Origin of the sequence: Bartonella sp. AA16NXGY (assembly GCF_042197325.1) — a bacterium.
Classification (GTDB): Bacteria; Pseudomonadota; Alphaproteobacteria; order Rhizobiales; family Rhizobiaceae; genus Bartonella.
The window spans coordinates 85,888-106,814 of record NZ_JBHIRR010000006.1 but is presented as its reverse complement, the minus strand read 5'-3'; the positions used below and the strand labels follow the sequence as shown (position 1 = coordinate 106,814).

General features: G+C 36.7%; 18 protein-coding genes and 1 other RNA gene. 14 read left to right on the top strand and 5 right to left on the bottom strand.

Features of this window, described 5'->3' with window-relative positions; all coding sequences use genetic code 11:
* Window positions 1-17 precede the first annotated feature (17 nt).
* The 4 genes from pstA to gshB form a co-directional block, all read right to left on the bottom strand.
* Window positions 18-1,307, bottom strand: a complete 1,290-nt coding sequence (gene pstA / locus ACFINK_RS05200; RefSeq protein WP_375611793.1) for a phosphate ABC transporter permease PstA — start codon at window positions 1,305-1,307, stop codon at window positions 18-20.
* Window positions 1,304-2,764 (bottom strand): phosphate ABC transporter permease subunit PstC, encoded by a 1,461-nt coding sequence (pstC, locus tag ACFINK_RS05195; protein WP_375611794.1) that lies wholly within the window; start codon window positions 2,762-2,764, stop codon window positions 1,304-1,306. Before pstC ends, pstA begins: the two co-directional genes overlap by 4 nt.
* Window positions 2,765-2,839: 75 nt before the next feature.
* Window positions 2,840-3,886, bottom strand: coding sequence for a PstS family phosphate ABC transporter substrate-binding protein (locus ACFINK_RS05190; protein ID WP_375611795.1), 1,047 nt, complete (start codon window positions 3,884-3,886; stop codon window positions 2,840-2,842).
* 133 nt (window positions 3,887-4,019) lie between these two features.
* A complete protein-coding gene (gene gshB / locus ACFINK_RS05185; RefSeq protein ID WP_375611796.1) occupies window positions 4,020-4,967 on the bottom strand; it encodes a glutathione synthase in 948 nt (315 codons plus the stop codon).
* 87 nt (window positions 4,968-5,054) lie between these two features.
* Here gshB and ACFINK_RS05180 point away from each other — a divergent pair, with 87 nt between their 5' ends.
* Window positions 5,055-5,849 carry a molybdopterin-synthase adenylyltransferase MoeB gene (locus tag ACFINK_RS05180; protein ID WP_375638369.1) on the top strand — a complete coding sequence of 265 codons (795 nt, stop codon included), beginning with the start codon at window positions 5,055-5,057 and terminating at the stop codon, window positions 5,847-5,849.
* 926 nt (window positions 5,850-6,775) lie between these two features.
* Here ACFINK_RS05180 and ACFINK_RS05175 read toward each other — a convergent pair.
* Window positions 6,776-7,339 carry a c-type cytochrome gene (locus ACFINK_RS05175; RefSeq protein ID WP_375638368.1) on the bottom strand — a complete coding sequence of 188 codons (564 nt, stop codon included), beginning with the start codon at window positions 7,337-7,339 and terminating at the stop codon, window positions 6,776-6,778.
* 104 nt (window positions 7,340-7,443) lie between these two features.
* On the opposite strand from ACFINK_RS05175, the gene ACFINK_RS05170 reads away from it, so the two are divergent.
* The 13 genes from ACFINK_RS05170 (at window position 7,444) to ybeY (ending at window position 20,893) form a co-directional block, all read left to right on the top strand.
* Entirely contained in the window at window positions 7,444-8,175 is a 732-nt protein-coding gene (locus ACFINK_RS05170; RefSeq protein WP_375632301.1) for a 3-deoxy-manno-octulosonate cytidylyltransferase, read from the top strand.
* Complete coding sequence (locus ACFINK_RS05165; protein ID WP_273790573.1) at window positions 8,172-9,035, top strand: prephenate dehydratase; 864 nt, start codon at window positions 8,172-8,174, stop codon at window positions 9,033-9,035. The genes ACFINK_RS05170 and ACFINK_RS05165 overlap by 4 nt, the downstream gene beginning before the upstream one ends.
* A gap of 537 nt (window positions 9,036-9,572) precedes the next feature.
* Window positions 9,573-9,980: a hypothetical protein gene (locus ACFINK_RS05160; protein ID WP_375613320.1), complete on the top strand. Its 408-nt coding sequence runs from the start codon at window positions 9,573-9,575 to the stop codon at window positions 9,978-9,980.
* 1,551 nt (window positions 9,981-11,531) lie between these two features.
* An RNA gene (gene ffs / locus ACFINK_RS05155) (signal recognition particle sRNA small type) lies at window positions 11,532-11,629 on the top strand.
* A gap of 223 nt (window positions 11,630-11,852) precedes the next feature.
* Window positions 11,853-13,793, top strand: coding sequence for a DNA polymerase III subunit gamma/tau (locus ACFINK_RS05150; RefSeq protein WP_273790575.1), 1,941 nt, complete (start codon window positions 11,853-11,855; stop codon window positions 13,791-13,793).
* Window positions 13,794-13,807: 14 nt separating this feature from the next.
* Complete coding sequence (locus ACFINK_RS05145) at window positions 13,808-14,131, top strand: YbaB/EbfC family nucleoid-associated protein (protein WP_375638367.1); 324 nt, start codon at window positions 13,808-13,810, stop codon at window positions 14,129-14,131.
* Window positions 14,132-14,161: 30 nt separating this feature from the next.
* Complete coding sequence (recR, locus tag ACFINK_RS05140; protein ID WP_273790577.1) at window positions 14,162-14,767, top strand: recombination mediator RecR; 606 nt, start codon at window positions 14,162-14,164, stop codon at window positions 14,765-14,767.
* A gap of 49 nt (window positions 14,768-14,816) precedes the next feature.
* Window positions 14,817-15,845: a YeiH family protein gene (locus ACFINK_RS05135; protein ID WP_273790578.1), complete on the top strand. Its 1,029-nt coding sequence runs from the start codon at window positions 14,817-14,819 to the stop codon at window positions 15,843-15,845.
* A gap of 714 nt (window positions 15,846-16,559) precedes the next feature.
* Entirely contained in the window at window positions 16,560-17,246 is a 687-nt protein-coding gene (gene tsaB / locus ACFINK_RS05130) for a tRNA (adenosine(37)-N6)-threonylcarbamoyltransferase complex dimerization subunit type 1 TsaB (protein WP_375638366.1), read from the top strand.
* Window positions 17,246-17,737, top strand: coding sequence for a ribosomal protein S18-alanine N-acetyltransferase (gene rimI / locus ACFINK_RS05125; RefSeq protein ID WP_375611805.1), 492 nt, complete (start codon window positions 17,246-17,248; stop codon window positions 17,735-17,737). Before tsaB ends, rimI begins: the two co-directional genes overlap by 1 nt.
* A 31-nt stretch (window positions 17,738-17,768) precedes the next feature.
* The gene (gene miaB / locus ACFINK_RS05120; protein WP_375611806.1) at window positions 17,769-19,145 is read left to right on the top strand and encodes a tRNA (N6-isopentenyl adenosine(37)-C2)-methylthiotransferase MiaB; all 1,377 of its coding nucleotides are present in this window, start codon (window positions 17,769-17,771) and stop codon (window positions 19,143-19,145) included.
* A gap of 159 nt (window positions 19,146-19,304) precedes the next feature.
* Entirely contained in the window at window positions 19,305-20,429 is a 1,125-nt protein-coding gene (locus tag ACFINK_RS05115) for a PhoH family protein (protein ID WP_375613339.1), read from the top strand.
* Window positions 20,426-20,893, top strand: coding sequence for an rRNA maturation RNase YbeY (gene ybeY, locus ACFINK_RS05110; protein WP_375638365.1), 468 nt, complete (start codon window positions 20,426-20,428; stop codon window positions 20,891-20,893). Before ACFINK_RS05115 ends, ybeY begins: the two co-directional genes overlap by 4 nt.
* The last annotated feature ends 34 nt before the right edge of the window (window positions 20,894-20,927 follow it).

The window sequence follows — 20,927 nt, the reverse complement described above, 5'->3', positions numbered from 1 at the left end:
CTGTTGTTTTATTAAAATTACTGGCGGCGTTCAAATCGTCGACGTAAAAAAACCGCAGAAATATTCATGATCGCAAGAAAAATCATCAATACAATAATAGCACCTGATGTCTTTTCAACAAAAGCACGCTCTGCTTCACCCGCCCACATAAAAATTTGAACAGGCAAAGCCGTTGCTGGATCCATGGGGGTCGTAGGAATATTAACAACAAAAGCAACCATTCCAATCAAAAGCAAAGGAGCTGTTTCACCCAAAGCCTGAGCGACTCCAATAATTGTGCCTGTTAAAATGCCAGGCGCAGCTAAAGGAACAACATGATGAAAAATCATTTGTGTTTTTGATGCTCCCAACCCCAAAGCTGCAGAACGAATAGAGAGAGGAACAGCACGCAGAGCAGAACGTGTTGCAATAATGATCGTGGGAAGAGTCATGAGCGCTAAAACAAGACCACCAACAAAAGAGGCTGAACGTGGTAATCCTAAAAAATTAACAAAAAAAGAGAGTCCTAAAAGACCAAACACAATTGAAGGAACAGCTGCAAGATTATTGATATTAACCTCTATAAAATCTGTAAATTTATTTTTGCGTGCATATTCTTCTAAATAAAGAGCCGTTGCTATGCCTATCGGAAGGGAAACTAATAAAACGATGCCTATCATATAAAGAGAACCAATGATCGCAACACCTAATCCCGCAGTCTCAGGACGACTTGAAGCGCCAAATGTAAAAAAACCAATATTAAATGTTTTATAAAGCGTACCATCATGCGCTAAACGCTTTATCCATTCTATTTGTCGATTAGAAACTTTACGGTTTTTTTCTGCTACACGCAGATCAATCTGTCCCTTATAAGCAGAATCAATATCCGCAGATGCCAAAACTTTAACTTTTTGCATTGTGCCAATCAGTTTTGGATTTTTTGTCACCATTTCACGCAGTTGAACACGGACACCATTTGAAAACATACGGTTAACGTCCAAAAGAGAGGCTCGATCATTTTGATTGATATTAAGTTTCTTCGCTAAAGCATTGCGTACAAGAAGTGGATAATTCGCCGTCATGAGCACTTGTGGTTTTGTTTTACGTTGACCACTTGGATCAATGATCTTTTCATCCAAATAAATCGATAATGTCATTTCACTTTGAAAAAAAGCTGTATAACCCTGACTAATGATAGACCATAAAAGCGTAAATAAAAAAAATAAACCAATAAAAATGGCAATCAAACCATAGGCACGAAAACGACGTTCAGCCCAATACCGACGCTTGAGACTAATATTGCGACGAGGAAAAAAATCTTCATTCATTCATATTGTTCCCGATATTTACGCACAATATAAAGAGCTAGAATATTCATCAAAAGTGTCATAACAAAGAGCGTCATCCCTAAGGCAAAAGCCACCAGAGTTTGTGGAGAATTAAACTCAAAATCACCGGTCAATTGATTAACAATCTTAACAGTCATCGTAGTCATTGCTTCGAAAGGATTGAGTGTTAAATTTGCTGCAACACCTGCCGCCAAAACCACAATCATTGTTTCTCCAATTGCACGCGATGCCGTCAACAAAATAGCCCCCATAATCCCTGGAAGCGCTGCTGGTATAACAACTTTTTTAATTGTTTCAGATTGCGTTGCGCCTAAACCATAAGAACCTTCACGTAAAATGCGTGGAACAGCCGTAATAACATCATCCGATAAAGAGGAAACAAAAGGTATCAACATAATTCCCATCACAACTCCAGCAGTCAAAACACTTTGTGCCATAATAAAACTAACCCCGTCTGAGAGAGAAGCAGAGAGATCTCGTAAAAATGGTCCCACAACCTTCAAAGCAAAAAAGCCATAAACAATCGTTGGAATGCCAGCAAGAACTTCTAACAATGGCTTCACAATTGCTCGCAATCGCGCAGAAGCATACTCCGCCATATAAAGAGCTGAAAATAGTCCTATAGGTACAGCAAAAAGCATGGCAACAAATGCAATATAAAGCGTACCAGCAAGAAGCGGTATTAGACCAAATTGTCCTACTTCATCGCTGGAACCGCTCGCGGAAAAACGCGGATCCCAAACTGTTCCTAAAAAGAAATTTGAAAAGGATACAGACTGAAAAAAGCTTACTGTCTGAAAAAGCATAGAAAGCGCAATGGCTATTGTTGTCAAGACTGCAACAATAGATGCACAAATCAATCCAATAATAATAAAAGATTCAACCTTATTACGGGCACGTTGATGAGGCGCAATTTGCATCATTCCACAGATAAAACCAAAGGACGCAATAGCAAAAAGAAAAACATAACCTATAAACTTAAGCTTTTCAGAAGAGAATACCCACGACTGTGCTATTTTGAACACATCATCCGATGCTTCATCGGATAAAATCAATCCCTTCGCGAGTAATTGTGCCTGCACTTCCTTATAGGAAGCGGTAGAAAGATTCCCCTCAAAGCGATGAATCTTTTTGACGAGACTTCGAAGTGTCTCCCAAAGTAGATCGTGATTTACAGGCTCTGTTACATGCGCACTATACGCCCCCAGCTCTCGAGAGGCATTATATTCTAAATAAATTGTACTCCCAGCATCCCAAACAATTAAAAAAATAAAAGCTGGAATAACAGTAATCAAAAATGTCCACCAGCCATAATAATACGCACGAGAATGCATTTTATGTTGTCTGTATTCAAGAATGCGTGCTCGCATATAAGAAATACAAAAGCCACAAAATCCAAAAATCAATAATAGCAAAACAATGAAGGAAATGCGCATTTTATCTTTCAGTTTTTATAAAAAAATAGCACCCAAATTTCCTATCTCAGAAATCCAACAAATTTTCCCTGCAAATTATTTCAATGTCATTACTCGACCAGCAGAAAAATCAGAACGCTGTGCTTGACGTTCCTTTTCAGGAGAAACAATCAAACCATATTCAGCCAAAGGACCCTCTGGACCAATCATTTGATCAGAAAGAAAAAAATCAACATACTCTCGCAAACCTGAAATAATACCTAAATGTGCTTTCTTAATATAGAAAAAAAGCGGACGAGAAACCGGATATTGTCCACTAGAAATCGTCTCAACTGTTGGCGCAAAACCGTTAATATCGGCAACCTTTAGCCTATCAGCATTATTTTGATAAAAAGACAAACCAAAAATACCAACCCCTGTTTTATTAGAAATTAGACGCGCAAATGTTTCAGAATAATCACCATCAATATCAACCGCTTTTCCATCCTTACGTACCGCAATACAAGCAGTGTGTATCTCCTTATCATCCATTCCTAAAGACTTCATCACCTCAACTGCCCCACTCTCTTTACACCCCTCAGTAAGTAATTTTTCCTCAAAAACTTCACGTGTCCCATGCTTCTCCCCAGGAATATACGCTGCTATCGTCCAATCAGGAAGAGCACTATTGACTGCACTCCATTTCAAAACATTATTCGGTTGCAACTTTCCGTCTATAATAATTCGAGCAGCAAGGGCTTTATAAACATCTACTGGCTGTAATTTCCAATCAGGTCCCTTAATATCAGTTGCAAAAACAATGCCATCATACCCAATACGTATTTCCTCAACATCTTTTACACCAGCATCAAAACAAGACTGTAATTCACTCGGTTTCATTGCTCGCGAAGCATTAACAATATCAACAGTGTTCTCCCCAATACCACGGCAGAATTCCTTAATACCAGCTCCTGTTCCTCCCGATTCGATAACAGGAACCTTAAAATGGGGATAAATTTCTCCAAATGTTTCAGCAACAATCTTTTGATAAGGTAAAACTGTAGATGAACCAGTAATCTGTATTTGATCGCGCGCATTGCCTCCATTTGCTGACAGCAGTAGCGCAAAAATCAATCCCACTCCAATTGATAATACTTTGTTCATCTATAAACTCCCTAAAAATTGAAAACAAAGCCTCTTAATTTATATTATACGGTCATTCTAGTTCACATTTGCAACATAACAAATATAAAAAACAACATGGATCATTTTTTTAAAACCATGTTTTTGTCCTCTGTCAAATAAATTCATTTGAACGCTTGAACTCAATAACATCCCAAAACAAATGAGCAACATCCGTACCGCAGAAGCGTTTAATTTCACGAATTCCCGTAGGAGACGTCACATTAATTTCTGTTATATAATCTCCGATCACATCAATCCCCACAAAAAGAAGACCGCGTTCCTTTAAGGCTGGACCAATGCGTTCACAAATTTCATAATCACGTTTTGTTAACTCCACATTTTCCGCGCGACCTCCAGCATGCATATTAGAGCGCACATCTGTTTCTGTCGGAATTCGATTAATAGCTCCAACAGGTGTACCATCAAGCAAAATAATCCTTTTATCTCCTTTTCGTACTGCCTCTAAATAGCGCTGAACAATAAAAGGTTCGTGATAAATTTCTGCAAACATTTCTAACAATGATGCTAAATTGCGATCATCTTGTCTTAAATAAAAAATACCAGCGCCCCCATTCCCATAAAGTGGTTTAACAATAATATCGCCAAATGTCTCTCTAAAAGCTGTTATTTCTTCAATATCTTTGGTAATTAATGTTTCTGGCATCAGATCAGAAAATTCAGTAACAAAAATTTTTTCTGGACTGTTGCGTACCCATGCAGGATCATTCACAACGAGTGTTTTAGGATGAATACGCTCTAACAAATGAGTTGTTGTGATATAATTGAGATTAAAAGGTGGATCTTGGCGTAAAAGAACCACATCCATATCTGTTAATTCCGTACGAACAGGCTTTTCTAATCGATAGTGGCTTCCCTCTTTATCATGTACAATCAATGGCTCTAGTCGTGCAATCACACAACCATCGTATAGAGATAAACGATCTGGTGTATAATGGAAGAGAGAGTGTCCACGTTCTTGGGCTGCTAAAGCGAGTGCAAATGTCGTATCTCCTTGAATCCGAACTGTTGAAATATGATCCATCTGAATGGCAATTTTCATAAATAAATCCTCTCTATCCTAAAAGCAGACTGGTCTATGCATCATAAACTTAGTAAACAATAAAAGAACTATGACAAGAGAAAATTTATGACACAAGAAACAGATATAAAATTAAACAACAAAGAAATCGAACGCTATGCACGCCACATCATTTTGCCTGAGATTGGTGGTGCAGGGCAACAAAAGCTAAAAACAGCACGTGTTCTTGTTGTAGGCGCGGGTGGTCTTGGTGCTCCTGTCTTAACCTATTTGGCTGCCGCAGGTGTTGGAACCCTTGGAATTGTCGATAACGACATCGTTTCACTTTCCAATTTACAACGCCAAGTTATTCATAAAACAAATGCAATCAACAAAAGCAAAACAGACAGTGCTGAAACCACTATAAAAGCAATAAATCCCCATGTTGTAGTTGAAAAACACACCCTACGCTTAGATAAAAGTAATGTGGATAAACTGCTCAATGCTTACCACATCATTGTTGATGGAAGTGATAATTTTACCACACGCTATCTTCTCGCTGATCACGCTGCCCAATGCAAAAAACCTCTAATAAGCGGTGCTGTAGAACGTTTTAATGGCTCATTAACGGTCCTTATGCCGTATAAAGACAATAATCCTCACTATCGCGATTTATTTCCCACCACTCCAGCTCACGGGACTATCCCAACATGCGCTGAAACTGGAATCATCGGTGTTTTACCTGGCGTTATTGGGACCCTACAAGCAATGGAAGTTATTAAAATGATCACAAACATCGGAGAGCCATTAGTAGGAAAGATTCTTCTCTATAATGGATTATTAGCGCAATTTAATATTATTACTTATAAACGCTCAAATTATAAAGAAAATACCATAGTTATTAAGAAGCTTGGAGAATCATGATTATGTCCTCTCTTCCACTAATTTTTAGCACTCTCGCAATATGTATTGAAATACTAATTAATTTTATCGCAAGTCATCGAAACATTGTAACCAATGAAACCTATTAAATTTATCACAAATATGGCAAACCTTTTGTGAAAAAATAATTCTCTATAATGGATTATCAGCATAATTTCATGTCATCGTCTATAAATGGACAGAGACTCGTGGGAACGCAGCTGCTATCAGTATTCTTGTGTAAAAAATTTTCGACGTAGATAAAAATACAATCAGCAGAACTCTATTCAACTATTTTACTATTCACACATAAAAATTGTTTCACATGAAAGTGCTTACTTCAAACCATAACCTATAAATAAATAATTTAAGTCATATTTTAGTGATCGATACTATAAAAGGTCAATGATCTGTCCGTACATCTCTAACCTCAAGAGAAAACGTCTATTCATCGAGCATCATAAAATGCAGCTTAGGATTATTGCACGTATAAGAACAATCAATTGTCTCTGTTCATAAGAAAAATACATGGGACTTGATGTAAAAGTACATAGGGATTGATGTGTATAGAAGGATTGAGATAAACCTCATGGAGAGCTTTAATTACATAATTATTGCATTCAGAAGCAGAAAGCTGCGGCTCATGAATTGATAATCCTTCAGCAATAATTTCACAGACAAGTATATGTAGAAAAAGTGAAGCACACAAATCTTGAAAACCAATCCACAGACGACAGCGTAAAGAGTGCATTTTTATAAAAGATCTCTTTAAAATAAGCGAGTAAATATGCAATGTTAAATATGTTCTGTTTTGCGTGAGGGGCGTTCCCCCCTAACAAAACATCAATAAGAGCTCTTTTTATAAAACTGTGAAACTAAAATTACAAAAAAATCAGACTTCTTTCTAAAATTAACATCTATGGTATAAGTTAATTTGGCTCGTTCGCTTTATTATTATCCATTGGTAAAGGAACAGGATGATCGGATAAACTGCGTAAATAAAGCAAGAGATCGGCACGATCTTGGTCATTTTTAATTCCACGAAAAGACATAATGGTCCCAGGAAAAGCTTCACGTGGAGAATGTAAATAACGATCTAACGTTACAAAATCCCATTTTTGATCAGAATGAGCACGTAATGCCCGTGAATAAGCAAAACCTGCTGCTGATGCCAAAGGGCGGTTAACAATCTCCCAGAGAACTGGACCAACACGCCCTGCTTCATTGCGTCCAGATGTGTGGCATATGGCACATTGGCGAAAAACTTTACGGCCATTTTCAAAATTGCCTTGTTGAAGGCGGCTATTTAGTGATAGGGAAACATCAGGTGCTTTTTGTTTTTCTTGAAATATATCATTCTTGGCAACTGTATGATGATATTGGACTGATGTAGGATGATCGTAAATTATATTGCTGAGTGTGGAAATCCCCACAATAGCGACCAGCACACATAAACAAGCACAAATAAAATAAATAAATCTCGAGCGATTCATAAAAACTCAAATGTTCACGGTTTTATTACCATTTTTAGTTTAAGCTTTTTCTTTATAACACACAATATCATAAATGCATCACAGATGACATTGGGAATCTTACAATGGCTCTTGAACCAATTATTCTTATTCCTGCCCGTATGGGCTCAACCCGTCTTCCTCAAAAAGCTCTCGCTGAAATTGGCGGAAAACCGATGATTGTTCATGTCGTAGAACAAGCCAAAAAAGCTGGAATAGGACGTACAATCGTTGCAACAGATCATAATGATATCGCTAAAGCTGTTGCAGATTATGGGCATGAATATATCATAACACGAGGTGATCATAAGTCTGGATCTGATCGTATTTATGAAGCTTTAGTGCGCATTGATCCTGAACAACGCTACAACGCCATTTTAAATATACAAGGTGACTTACCAACAATCATGCCTCGTGAAATCATTCGTGCGCTACGCCCTTTAGAAAATAGCTTTACTGATATTGCAACCTTGGGTGCCAAAATCATTGAAGAAAATGAAACAAGAGATCCCAATGTTGTCAAAATCATTGGTACACCGCTTTCTCAAAATCGCCTTCGTGCTCTTTATTTTACGCGCGCCAAAGCACCTTATGGAGAGGGTCCTCTTTATCACCATATTGGAATATACGCCTATAGGCGCGAAGCACTTGAGAAATTTGTATCATTCAAACCCTCACCACTTGAGAAACGTGAAAAACTTGAACAATTACGTGCATTAGAAAACAATATGCGTATCGATGTGGAAATAGTCGATACAATTCCCTTAGGTGTAGACACACAACATGATCTCGATAGAGTTTGTGAGATTTTAGCATGAAAATACTTAAAAAAACCAATAAAATTTCTTTCCAAGGAGAATACGGCGCTAATTCCCATATTGCTTGCTCCAATATGTTCCCCAATATGGATGCTGTTCCCTCTGCTACTTTCGAAGACGCCCTTAATTTAGTGGAAAGCGGGAAAGCTGATCTTGCTATGATCCCTATTGAAAATACCCTTGCGGGACGCGTTGCAGACATTCATCATCTTTTACCACAGTCATCTCTTTATATTATTGATGAATATTTTTTACCTATCCATTTTCAACTCATGGTTTTGCCCGGCGTTACACATGACGAAATTAAAACCGTCCACAGCCATACGCATGCCCTTGCACAATGCCGAAAAATCATACGAAACAACGGTTGGAAACCTGTTGTTTCTGCTGACACCGCTGGAGCTGCAAAATTTATTAAAAAAAATGCTAAACGTTCACAGGCTGCCTTAGCACCTTTAATCGCAGCAGAACTCTATGGACTTGATATTCTTGAAAGAGATGTTGAAGATAACCCTCATAATATTACCCGTTTTGTCATCCTTTCACGCTCCAAACGACATGTCCCCAAACCTCAAAATGGCGAAAAAATCATCACCAGTCTTCTTTTTCGAGTGCGCAATGTCCCCGCTGCTCTCTATAAAGCTATGGGAGGATTTGCAACGAATGGTATCAATATGACAAAATTAGAAAGCTATCAAATTGGTGGAAATTTCAATGCAACACAGTTCTTTGTTGATATTGAAGGACATCCTGAAGACCCGATGATGAAACTTGCCTTAGAAGAATTATCTTTCTTTTCTGCAGAACTGCGTATTATCGGTACTTATCCAGCACAAAACGATCGAACATCGTATATATAAAAGCAATTAAGCTGCTATCATTTTTTGTTGATATCAAAAAGCATCGTAAAAATTTCATAATGCAACGTATCCTGAAAGAGCTCGTTTTTTTCTACTCAACACCCTTCATAAAAACTGAAGAAGAAAAAACAGCTCGTAACAGAATATATAAATTATTTGCATAATATTTTCTCACAAATTATATCATGATAAAAAGCACTTCAACTTGTATAAAAACCAGTGTAAAAAAACACAGTAACCAAAAATAAAAACGCTTGTACCATCTATTTCCTTTTATATCTTCAAAGAGAGCTTCTTGAGAAAAGTCATTTCCTCTGACAATATTCCAATAAAGATAACGAACTTCTAAATTAGCTCTCAAAACAATTCAAATTATTATACATGATAGAGCATTCAAATTTCTTAGACTGATATCAGTCTGAACATGGTTTAAAACTAGAAAATGCAACTTAGCCCTGATTTTAGCGTTAAGTTTGAGCTTTTATCTTTATAAAAATTGATTTATGATTCACCTCACTTTAGAAAAAGGAGAAGATAATGAAAAAAATCTTCATGCAAGGATTATTAGCCGCAAATATTCTCGCCTACTCTAGTGGTGCGTTTGCTGGCTTTGGTGAGAGAAAATGGAATTTTGGGCTGGATGAAAGTGTTGTGATCATCCCATCCGATACAATCCATCAAGGAGCTGAATACTCTTGTAGTATCTTTGAACCAAAGAAAGTATCCTTTACTTTATCGTACTCTACCCCTTCTGATTTAAACAAATTGAGAATTGCTGTTGATGATGAAAAAAAAATAACCCATGATAAAGAAAAGAAGATCTTTATCCTAAAAAATATAAAATCTCTTCATATAAGTTTTCCTTCGTCAGGACATTATATTTTTAAAAATATTACGAAGAAAAAAGTTGTTGGAACAAATTGTGACACAGGAGATTATGATTAACAATATTTCTATAACATCTAAATTTTAGTAGATTTATTTTTTTTCAGTTATTTTTTTCAAAATACAGCATAATGAGCCATTAAAACTTATCGCTGAAGAGGTGTTTTTATCCTAATATGGCAAACCTTAAGTTGCTCATAAGGTTAGATATTAAGGAACTTTTGCGAAAACTAAAAGACTAAATTTAAATTGTTCTGTATTTTCTACTATCAGAGCTATTTTTTTAATAAGAATATGCTTCTCTCTTCGCAACTGCTTCATTTTAAGTGATATAAAGCACATCGTACCCAAATCACTTAGATAAACGGAAAAGTAAAATTTGCTCTACAGATGCATTCCTCACTGCACTTTAAGTCATACTCATTCAGCTTTTTATAAAAATTATCTCGCTTTTCCCTCCTTATTAAAGAATATATTATTTGAAACTATAAAATGTCGCTTATATCGAATAAGAACCATTTTTATGCTTATAAAATCAGTATCCCCTTATTTCTATAGCGTTGAATGTTGCATCTCCTCTTGTATGAGTACAGCCCCTTAAAAAATATATGAAATCTTTTCTCAAATAATGAAACTTCATATATTGACCCACCTTGTGATGAACATCAATGTTTTTTAATTAAAAGAACAAGCACGCAAAAAAAGAGCGATAACATCTACTCAGTATTTATATATTTATATTATGTTAAAAGAGGTGGTGCTCTTATAAGATATTTAAGATACTGGCTTATCATTATAAAACTTTGATTTTCTTACACTGAATTAAAACCACGAATAAAGTAAGATCCTCCCATCTTAAATCTCATATTGAATCCATTAAAATCGTTTCCTCGAAAGTTACAAATGGGATTGGTGTGTGAGTAAAAACGATTAAAAAAAGGAATAAAAATGCTTCTTATAAAGCCTCTCAAGTACAAGGGATCGCAACATTGGGAGTTGTTAAATAGCATGAGGGCTAAAATTTATACTTTGTATTAAGCATAAAGAGGGTAGTGCAACAATAGATTTATAACTCAAGGGAAGCATGTATACTATTATGAGTGGCGTTTGAAATATAGTTAAGAGTATTGAGCAATAGCTCTTTAAAAAGCCTGTGAATGTAAAACATTAAGTTGTTCTGTTTGGGATGTTCTGTTTTGTGTGAGATGAGAAACACCATTAAAGCAATATTTTATAATTCTTTAAATAGCACTCTTCCCCCTAACTTTCGAATGTTAGCCAATTACATGATCTATCTGCTTTATTTGCTTCTTTGACTATTGTAAATTTTTGATGATTCAATTTCGTAGTTTTAGAACAGATGTATCTATCCTAAAACTCTTACATGTTTCAGCGAATGAGAATAATTATACATTCAGACTATCTTAAGCGAAAAAATATTTTCATACCAAATAAATATGAAGAGCTACTGCTATAAAAACTGGTAAATCCACAATCTCTTTGTTGTTTATATGTCAATAAATTAAACGCAAAGGAAAATTCTTCGTCGTTCTTAGGATATTTTTCGTTTCTGATCTTGATTTTTCATTCCAAATCGACAATATGAGCTTGGGAGGTTGGTGGTGGACGAACTACTCGCCAACTGGGTCAGGTCTGGAAAGAAGCAGCCCCAACGAGTTCTGGTACGGGTCATCGTTCCAACCTCCTATTTTGCTGAAGAAATTATTTTTTATGCTGTCTTTTAGCGAGGTATTTTTAATCTTCAGAGCAGCATTTGTATGCAGCAAATAAAGGGGTTTTGTTATTTTTAAACAAATTGTCCCATAAATAATTTGATTAAGAAAAAATCCTTTTATATGAGACTACAGTATTGATCTATGCTTTTGTATTATCAAAATGTACGCATAAAGAACTTCGAAGTTGGAAATACTCATGGAAAATTTACCGGTAGAAACAGCCTATCGTGTTCTTGCTCGTAAATATCGACCAAAAAACTTCTCTGACCTCATTGGTCAGGAAGCTATGGTGCGTACTCTCACCAACGCCTTTGAAAAAGGTCGTATTGCACAAGCGTGGATGTTAACAGGGATTCGTGGCGTAGGTAAAACCACAACAGCACGTATTTTGGCACGTGCGCTTAATTATAAAACAAAAGATATTGATCAACCAACAACCGTATTGGACTCTCTTGGAGAACATTGCACACAAATTATCGAAGGACGCCATATTGATGTTATAGAAATGGATGCCGCTTCTCATACGGGCATTGATGATATTCGTGAAATTATTGAACAAATACGCTATCGTCCTGTTTCTGCACGCTATAAGGTTTATATTATAGATGAAGTACATATGCTCTCAACACAAGCCTTTAATGGTTTATTGAAAACTCTTGAAGAACCACCGTCCCATGTGAAATTTATTTTTGCCACAACAGAAATTCGCAAAGTTCCTATTACAATTCTTTCGCGTTGCCAACGTTTTGATTTACGACGTATTGAATCAAAAGCTTTGAGTGCACATTTGCGTCAAATTGCGAAATATGAAAAGGTGGAAGTAGAAGATCAAGCACTCTCTATGATTGCCCGTGCTGCAGAAGGATCAGCACGTGATGCATTATCCATTTTTGATCAAGCAATCGCCCATAGCAATGGCAATGTTAATGCTATTGCGGTGCGTACAATGTTAGGATTAGCGGATCAAGCACGTATCATTGATCTTTTTGAATTTATTATGAAGGGCGATGTTGTCAATGCGTTACATGAATTACGCAGTCAATATGAAGCAGGTGCTGATCCTCTTACTATATTGACAGAACTAGCCGATTTTAATCATCTGGTCACACGTTTACGTTTTACACCAGAAATAGTGGAAGATTTCTCTCTAACTGAAGAACAACGTTTAAGAAGTTTAGACTTTTCAAAAAAACTTTCCGTTCCTATTTTATCCCGAAACTGGCAAATGTTACTCAAAGGTTTACAGGAAGTTAATCAAACTGCACGTCCTCTTCAAGCCGCTGAAATGCTTTTAATTCGTCTTGCTCACACGGCTGACTTACCAACTCTTGATGAGGCTTTAAAAAAGCTTACGCAAGAAAAAACGCCTCTCACACTGGTTAAAAACTCTTCTCATCAAGAATCTACAAATGCAAATAATATAACAAAAGAAACAATGGTCGGAGCCCATGCTTCCTCGAGCGTTTCAAATACATTACCCGATCAATCAGATTTAAAAAGCTCTTTGAAAAACCAATTAGATCATTCCTTACAACCGGAAAATTTAGTTAAAAATCAAAACTATGACAAAATCAACGCCCAAGAAGTAACAGAAATTCTAGAAACTTCTCCATCTACTGATCTTTCTGAAAAGATTGTAAATTTATCGCATTCTGTCACGCAAACAACAGAAAAGATTACTGAACCTAAAACTCTCGTGATTAATTCTTTGCACGATATTGTTCAATTAGCCGAACAGCATAATGACACTCCTTTCAAACTCCTTATTAAAGAATTTGTTCATCCTGTTTCTTTTGAAGCTGGGCATATTACCTTAAGACTTTCTGAAAATACCCCACAATTTCTTGCTCATGATATAGAAAAAAAGATATCTCAATGGACAGAAAAACGCTGGACAATAACTTTTGTTAATGAAGGAGGTGGCCCAACCTTACAGGAGGAAAGTATAGCGATTCAAAAGACTCTTTTTTCTAATGCAGAAACAGATCCTGATATTGCGAAAATCCTCAATCATTTCCCAGAAGCAAAAATTGTCGATATTCGACTCAATAAAGAAGAAAATGATCTTGATTTACTCTCCAATACCTTTAAAAATGCTGATATTTTTAAAAATAAAAATGATATCAATGATGAATAAGGATACCTATTCCTATGCGTGAAATGATGAGCATGATGAAAAAAGCCAAAGAAATGCAAGAAAAAATGCAGAAGATTCAGGAGGAAATAGCTAATCTGCAAGCTGTGGGCACTGCAGGGGGTGGTCTCGTCAATATCACTTTAAATGGCAAAAATATTATAACAGCAATTCAAATTGATCCTTCATTACTCAAACCTGAGGAAGGTGAAATTCTTGAAGATCTCATTATGGCAGCTTATAATGAAGCAAGAACAAAAATCGAAGTTGCAATAGAAGAAAGAACCAAAAGTATAACGGCAGGGCTACCACTCCCATCAGGTTTCAAGCTTCCATTTTAATGAAACGGTTTTTTCCCGTGAGACAAAAATATGTCTAAATACATTGCAGGACCTGAGATTGAACGTCTCATTCAGATTTTATCACGGTTACCAGGTCTTGGTCCACGTTCAGCGCGTCGTGCTGCGCTTCATCTTATCAAAAAAAAGGAGACATTGCTGGAGCCTTTGGGAGCGGCTATACAAGCAGCTATCGAAAAAGTCGGTATTTGTTCTGTTTGTGGAAATGTCGATACCATTGATCCTTGTTCAATTTGTACAGATTTGCGCCGCGATGATACAACAATCATCGTTGTTGAGGATATTGCTGATCTGTGGGCCCTTGAGCGCGCAAAAACTTTAGCCGCACGTTATCATGTGTTGGGTGGACGACTCTCCCCCTTAGATGGAATAGGTCCTGACGAACTCAACATTGCCACCTTAATACAGCGTGTTGTACAAAATCCTATTACGGAGATTATTCTTGCTGTCAATGCGACTGTCGAAGGTCAAACAACTGCTCACTATATCACTGATCAGCTTTCTAATTTTCCAGTTAAAATTACGCGACTTGCTCATGGTGTTCCTGTAGGAGGTGAGCTTGATTATCTTGATGATGGAACTTTAGCAGCAGCTGTACAAGCAAGAACAAATCTTTAAAACTTTTTCTTCTTAACCTTTAGCTCTTTAATGACGGGGGAATATTAAAATGATCAAGAAAAATCTCTCACTTTTAAACGACTTTGGTCCTGGTATTTTAGTATGTTTACTCATATCAGCCTTAGCTTATGGCTTAGAAGTTGTAGAAAAACAGTTTTTCACGGAAGCGTGGCTTGAAAGCCTTGTTTTGGCAATTCTTCTAGGATCAATTATCCGTAGTTGTTTTTCTTTGCCAACATATTTTCAAAAAGGTATCACCTTTTGTGCAAAAACACTTCTCGAAATTGCTATCGTTCTTCTAGGAGCAAGCATTAGCATTAACGCAGTCCTTTCAGCTGGCTGGAATTTGCTTGCTAGTATCATATTCGTGATATTCGTAACGATTATCCTGAGCTTTGCCATCGGCCGACTTTTCGGGCTTTCTACACATTTGGCAATGCTGGTCGCTTGTGGGAATGCTATTTGTGGCAATTCAGCTATTGTCGCCGTTGCACCTGTTATAAAAGCAAAACATGACGATGTAGCCGCGTCAATTGCCTTCACTGCTCTTTTAGGAATTCTTATTATTTTATTTCTACCCTTTTTACATCCATCTCTGAATTTGTCATTTAGCCAATATGGTGTGCTTGCTGGCATGGTTGTGTATGCTGTACCACAGGTTTTAGCAGCAACAGCACCTATCTCTTTTCTAAGTGTTCAAATTGCAACAATTGTCAAATTAGTACGGGTTCTCATGTTAGGCCCTGTTATTTTTACTCTATCAATCATTTATCGCCGATCAGCAGAAACACGCTTGCGTTTACATACCCTCGTCCCATGGTTTATCATTGGCTTTATTATCATGATGCTTGTTCGCTCAAGTGGTCTTATCCCTGAAAAGGCTATCAATCCCATCAAATTTATTGCCCAGTTGTTTACTGTTATCTCAATGGCTGCACTAGGATTAGGTGTTGATATCCGATCACTAAAAAAAGCAGGATGGCGCGTCATTTTGGCTTCAACCTGCTCCATAATTATTCTCGGTATTTGTAGCCTTATTATGATACAATTGAATGATTTAAATCATATAACATTTTAAAATGTGCATTGATTATTATTTTTTCAACGTAGTATGCAATCAACCCAAAGTCCTCATTATTATTAAAATCAGTTCTTTCATAAACCAGAAAAAGTTCTAAAATATTGCTCATTATTCTATACAAAAAATTGAAAGAGCTGATATTTAAGTGAAAACTGTCAATTTTGCTTTTCAGTCCATAATGATTTGCAACGGGGTAGTATCAAAATACGTAACTCATACAAAACAATACCATTTCTTTCATCTGCTCTCATTACGCTGAGGTTTTTATACAAAGACTGATAAAATATATTCTTATTTGGAAAAAATGTGAGATCATGACTTTTCCTCTTTTAAATTACTTTTACTTACTATGTAATACAAGTGGCATCAACGTACTATTTGATAGCTTAAAAGTTGTGACAACCCTTACATTTAAATGATTCGTGAAAGGAGTTTTGATTCATACGCTAACTCCGCTTGTAATATACAAGCTAATAAATTTAATTGTTTCACCATAAGTAAATTTAAAATAAGAGAATCTTACAATACTCAAGGTACTCATTCAAAAAGTGATAAAAATAAGGATTAAATTAACATCTCGTTCTATCTCATAAAAAGATATTGTTGCTTATTGGCACTAGTAACTTTCTTACAAATGAAATATACGATAATGAAAAGATTAAAAATACAGCAGGACTTTTATTTATCGTTTTATTCAACTAAAATATTTTTATGCTTATCCTTGCTATAGATACTGCTTCAATTTATTGTGCTGTTGCGCTTATTCGTCATAAATCTGTTATTGCGCGTATCAATGAACGCATGAACAAAGGACATGCCGAAAAAATTATTGGGCAGATTACACAAATAATGAAACAAGCCAATATGACGCTTGATCAAGTTGAGCGTATTGCTGTCAATATTGGACCTGGATCATTTACTGGTGTACGTGTCGGTGTTGCAACAGCACGCGCTTTGGCATTAGCACTTGAAATACCAGCTGTTGGAGTGAGTGCTCTTGAAGCGTTAGCAGCACAAGTCATAAACAGTAAAAGTACAGTATCGGCAATTACTGTTGTCATTGAAGCAGGGAGAGGAATGTTCTACCATCAAAATTTTCATAATGATCTCACACCTTTGGGAGAGCCGGGATTAAAAACAATTGAAAATATCCTCGAAAATTTGCCCAAAAAAACCCGACTGACTGGCCCAGCTGCTGATGTCGTTATGGAACATATTAAAAACCATAAAATACACGAAAAAATTGTCCTAGAAAAAATCCCCTGCGAAGCGGCCGATATTGTAAACTATGCTTATCTTGCTGCAAACAAACAATCAAAAAATTCACCTCGCCCACTCTATCTACGCAGCGCTGATGCAAAACAACAAACCAATTTTGCTTTACCACAAAAAAAATAATGCCCAAATTTTCATTGACAAAAAAGAATTTTGGAATTGCTCCGCTACAAGTTAATGATAGTGCTTCTCTTCATCAAATTCATCAGCATTGTTTTACCCCTTCTTGGGAAAAACAAGCTTTTGATAATTTCTTAACAGATCACTCTATCTTCGGATACAAAGCTTTTCTCATTGATCACTCTGATCAAATTTTAGGCTTTTGCCTATGCCGTCTCATCCTTGATGAAGCAGAAATCATCACAATTGCTGTTCATCCTCATTATCGTCAAAAAGGAATTGGTACCTTTCTTATCGATCGTACAGTTCACCATCTTCACGACAAGGGCGCTATAAAATTATTCTTGGAAGTAGAAGCCACAAATCTTTCTGCTTTGAACCTTTATCAACGCTTTGAATTTCAAAAAATTTCTGAACGTCTTGCCTATTACGCGTCAAAAAATGGTCGTGGTGATGCAATTATCATGCAAAAAACTTTTAAGCAAATAGATTGAGATTTGTGTAAAAAACATTTAGACAAGCACTATGAATAAAGTAAATCCTAAAAATACGCCTCCTGTTGCTCCTAAAAAGGTTTTTATCAAAACCTATGGATGTCAAATGAACGTTTATGATAGCCAACGGATGACTGATAGCCTCAGTTCGCAAGGCTATGTGACAACACAAATTCCCAATGATGCCGATCTTATTCTTGTTAATACCTGTCATATTCGTGAAAAAGCAGCAGAAAAACTTTATTCTGATCTTGGTCGTTTGCGCGTTATGCGTCAAGAGCGCACACCTGATAAACCCCTGATGGTTGGTGTAACAGGTTGTGTTGCACAAGCTGAGGGAAGTGAAATCTTGCGCCGTGCGCCAACAGTGGATCTTGTTATTGGTCCGCAAATGTATCATCGCTTGCCAGAATTGTTAGAAAAAGCCAAACAAGGGAAAAAAATTATCGAAACAGACTATGCTGTTGAAGATAAATTTGCTCATTTGCCGCCCCATAATAAACATGCAGTAAGAAAACGAGGTGTTAGCGCATTTTTAACAGTACAGGAAGGTTGCGATAAATTTTGCACTTTTTGTGTTGTTCCTTACACACGCGGTGCTGAAATATCACGGTCTGTCGAGCAAATTACCGAGGAAGCCCTTCAACTCATCGAAGCGGGTGTCAAAGAAATTACGCTGCTTGGACAAAATGTCAATGGTTGGCATGGACAAAGTGCTGATGGCAAAACTTGGCGTCTTGGCGATCTTCTTTATCATCTTGCAAAACTCGATGGTTTAAAGCGTTTGCGTTACACAACCAGCCACCCGCGTGATATGGATGATAGCCTTATCGCCGCACATCGAGATCTTGATATGTTAATGCCTTACCTCCATCTGCCTGTTCAATCAGGTTCAGATCGCATCTTAAAAGCCATGAATCGCCAACACAAAAGTTCTCATTATCTTCATCTTATCGAAAAAATTCGGACGGCACGACCCGATATTGCCTTTTCAGGTGATTTTATTGTAGGGTTTCCAGGAGAAACAGATGAAGACTTTGAAGAAACCATTAAACTTATTCAACAAGTACAGTACAGTTCAGCTTATTCTTTTAAATATTCCCCCCGTCCTGGAACAGTGGGAGCCACAATGAAAAATCATGTTGATGAATCTGTAAAAGATGCCCGACTTCAACATTTACAAGCCCTTCTCCTTGAGCAACAAAATGCGTTTTTGCGTTCTAAAATTGATCAAAAAACGAACGTTCTCATCGAAAAACCTGGACGTCACTCAGGGCAAATGGTAGGGCGTTCCCCTTGGCTTTTACCTGTTGTTGTCGATACAGAAGCCTCTACAGGTAGCGTGATAGAAATTCATATTAAAAATGCAAGCTCAAACAGTTTTGTTGGTGAAGTGACAAATAGATAAACATGCCTCTAATACCTTGTTCAAAAATAAATATTTTGGAAAACTCTTTTATTTTAAAAGCAAATGATTACATCTAAAGCGTGCACTTTTTGTAAAAATTGTCTTTTATAAAGTTTACTTAACAAAATGTGCAATATTTATGTAAATATGGAGAATAGGCTGAAAGCTTCAACCGAAAAAATAAAGCGTATTAAAGAAAAAGTAAATATGTCCCTTGAAAAGGCTGATACCTTGAAACAAACAAGCGCTTCAGATGTGAGCCAAGTTGTTTTGATTTTCGAAAATAATAAATATGCAAAAGCAGTTTTTGGTAAATTTGACGAAAATCTCGCTTATATCGAAAAAAAACTCGAACTTAGTATTCATCCGCGTGGTAATGAAGTCTTAATCCGTGGAAATATTTCTGTTATAAAACGTGCGCAATATGCATTGCAGCAGCTTTATGAACGTGCCAAAACACATCAAGAGCTCACTTTATCAGATATAAAAGGAGCGATTGCTATGGCAAATATACCAAAGAAGCAGAAAGAAGACACAATAACACACAAATCTGCAACGAAACGTATAGCAGCTCGGTTGAGTACCCATAAAAAAATAATTCATGCAAGAACTCCAACACAAGACGCTTACATAAGTGCTATGGAGCATACTGAACTTGTGTTTGGTGTAGGACCAGCAGGAACAGGAAAAACGTATCTTGCTGTTGCTCATGCTGCAATGCTTCTAGAACGTGGTATCATTGAGCGAATTATTCTCTCACGTCCGGCTGTTGAAGCTGGAGAACATCTTGGTTTTCTTCCCGGTGATCTCAAAGAAAAAGTCGACCCATATTTACGACCACTTTATGATGCTCTTTATGATATGATGCCCGCTGAAAAAATAGAACGCATTTTAGCCTCTGGTGTCATAGAAATTGCTCCTCTCGCCTTTATGCGCGGACGAACACTTGCCCATGCTGCTGTTATTCTTGATGAGGCACAAAATACTACGCCCATGCAAATGAAAATGTTCCTCACACGTCTTGGAGAAGGAACACGTATGATTGTTACCGGTGACGTAAGCCAAATTGATTTGCCTACAGGGCAAAAATCAGGTCTCATTGAAGCAATTCGCATTCTTTCAAATGTAGAAAATATTGCAATTGTGCATTTTGATGAAAAAGATGTTGTACGCCACCCACTTGTTGCTGCTATCGTTCGTGCTTATGATCGTGATTCCGAAATACAAAATAAAAAAAAATCATTCGCATGCGATGCATTAAAAAATGAATTTGATTCATCATGATTATTATTGATATAATGATTAAAAGCGCAGGGTGGAATGATGAGAAAATGCTTTATAATATCACTGAAAAAGCATTAATGGCAACTATGCATCATGTTTCATTGGAAAATGTTGTAAGCGAGATTAGCCTGCTTTTTACGGATGATGAACATATGGCACAAATCAATGCACAATGGCGCAACAAAAACAAATCTACTAATGTATTATCCTTTCCTGCTTTTCCACTTAAAGCTGGAAATCGACCTGGTCCCATACTCGGTGATATTATTATTGCCCGAGAAACTGTTGTTTTCGAAGCAGAGAAAGAAGGAAAAACATTTCAAGACCATTTAATACATATGATTGTTCATGGTATCTTGCATCTGCTTGGTTATGACCATGAAACTGATGATGAAGCATATAAAATGGAAAAGCTCGAAAGAGAAATTCTTCAAAAGCTTTCCATAAAAGATCCTTACGCATAATTGTCTATCAATGATAAAATTTAACTTTTAAAAT

Excerpts from the sequence above, each read along its gene's own strand:
- miaB (WP_375611806.1), top strand. The coding sequence starts at position 17,769 with ATGAATAAAGTAAATCCTAAAAATACGCCTCCTGTTGCTCCTAAAAAG.
- pstC (WP_375611794.1), bottom strand. The coding sequence starts at position 2,764 with ATGCGCATTTCCTTCATTGTTTTGCTATTATTGATTTTTGGATTTTGT.
- ACFINK_RS05135 (WP_273790578.1), top strand. The coding sequence starts at position 14,817 with ATGATCAAGAAAAATCTCTCACTTTTAAACGACTTTGGTCCTGGTATT.
- tsaB (WP_375638366.1), top strand. The coding sequence starts at position 16,560 with ATGCTTATCCTTGCTATAGATACTGCTTCAATTTATTGTGCTGTTGCG.
- ACFINK_RS05165 (WP_273790573.1), top strand. The coding sequence starts at position 8,172 with ATGAAAATACTTAAAAAAACCAATAAAATTTCTTTCCAAGGAGAATAC.
- rimI (WP_375611805.1), top strand. The coding sequence starts at position 17,246 with ATGCCCAAATTTTCATTGACAAAAAAGAATTTTGGAATTGCTCCGCTA.
- ACFINK_RS05170 (WP_375632301.1), top strand. The coding sequence starts at position 7,444 with ATGGCTCTTGAACCAATTATTCTTATTCCTGCCCGTATGGGCTCAACC.
- ACFINK_RS05150 (WP_273790575.1), top strand. The coding sequence starts at position 11,853 with ATGGAAAATTTACCGGTAGAAACAGCCTATCGTGTTCTTGCTCGTAAA.
- ACFINK_RS05180 (WP_375638369.1), top strand. The coding sequence starts at position 5,055 with ATGACACAAGAAACAGATATAAAATTAAACAACAAAGAAATCGAACGC.
- recR (WP_273790577.1), top strand. The coding sequence starts at position 14,162 with ATGTCTAAATACATTGCAGGACCTGAGATTGAACGTCTCATTCAGATT.
- ACFINK_RS05175 (WP_375638368.1), bottom strand. The coding sequence starts at position 7,339 with ATGAATCGCTCGAGATTTATTTATTTTATTTGTGCTTGTTTATGTGTG.
- ACFINK_RS05145 (WP_375638367.1), top strand. The coding sequence starts at position 13,808 with ATGCGTGAAATGATGAGCATGATGAAAAAAGCCAAAGAAATGCAAGAA.
- ybeY (WP_375638365.1), top strand. The coding sequence starts at position 20,426 with ATGATTATTATTGATATAATGATTAAAAGCGCAGGGTGGAATGATGAG.
- ACFINK_RS05160 (WP_375613320.1), top strand. The coding sequence starts at position 9,573 with ATGAAAAAAATCTTCATGCAAGGATTATTAGCCGCAAATATTCTCGCC.
- ACFINK_RS05190 (WP_375611795.1), bottom strand. The coding sequence starts at position 3,886 with ATGAACAAAGTATTATCAATTGGAGTGGGATTGATTTTTGCGCTACTG.
- gshB (WP_375611796.1), bottom strand. The coding sequence starts at position 4,967 with ATGAAAATTGCCATTCAGATGGATCATATTTCAACAGTTCGGATTCAA.
- pstA (WP_375611793.1), bottom strand. The coding sequence starts at position 1,307 with ATGAATGAAGATTTTTTTCCTCGTCGCAATATTAGTCTCAAGCGTCGG.